At 28.6% G+C, this 1,002-nt stretch carries 1 protein-coding gene; it reads left to right on the forward strand.

From position 1 onward, the window contains the following. A partial coding sequence (locus tag HMPREF1871_RS02195) for an IS3 family transposase (protein ID WP_157058040.1) occupies positions 1-929 on the forward strand: 929 nt, incomplete at its 5' end. Positions 930-1,002 lie beyond the last annotated feature (73 nt).

Consider the following 1,002-nt stretch of genomic DNA (forward strand, 5'->3'; position numbering starts at 1 on the left):
AAAAAAAAGATAGAATTATCTCAAATGACAGATACAGAAATAAGACAATTGCTGAAACAATTGAAGTCTTAAGAGATAAATACAAAATAAAAGACCTGTTAAAATACTTTAATATTCCAAAATCAACATACATGTATTGGCAAAAACGATTAAATAAACCAAATAAAGATATAGAAATAGAAAATAAAATACTTAAGATAAGAAAAGACAATCCAAACTATGGCTACAGAAGAATAACAGCTATGTTAAGAAGATCAGGAGTAACAATAAACAAAAAGAAAGTACAAAGATTAGTTCAAAAGCTAAAACTACAAGTAAAAAGTTATTCAAGAAAATCTAGAAAATACTCATCCTACAAAGGACAGGTAGGAAAAATAGCTGACAATAAGATAAAAAGAAATTTCAAGGTAGAAAAACCATACACACAAATAACAACAGACACAACAGAATTTAAGTATTTAGAAAAAGATAAATCAGGAACCTATCAAATAAAGAAACTCTATCTAAATCCATACTTAGACATGTACAACAGTGAAATACTAAGCTATGAAATATCAAAACACCCTACAATAGAACCAATCCTAAGAGCATTAGACAAAGCCATAAAAGTAACTAACAAAACAAAAGAACAAAGAATATTTCACTCAGATCAAGGCTGGGCATACCAAGTGAAACAATACACATCGAAACTAGAATCTAACGGTATAAGCCAATCCATGTCAAGAAAAGGCAATTGCTTAGATAACTCACCAATGGAAAACTTCTTTGGAATATTAAAACAAGAGGTATACTACGGAAACAAATTCTATTCATATGAACACTTAAAACAAACAATAGAAGATTTCATAAAATATTACAATGAAGAAAGGATAAAAGAAAAATTAGGATATTTATCACCAGTAGAATATAGAAAGAAAAATGCAGCATAAAAATTTCCTAACCCTAGGGGTAGGAAAGTACAAAGAAATACCAGAGCTAGTTTAGTTCTAACTCTGGTATTAG

Source organism: Gemelliphila asaccharolytica, assembly GCF_001553005.1.
Classification (GTDB): Bacteria; Bacillota; Bacilli; order Staphylococcales; family Gemellaceae; genus Gemelliphila; species Gemelliphila asaccharolytica.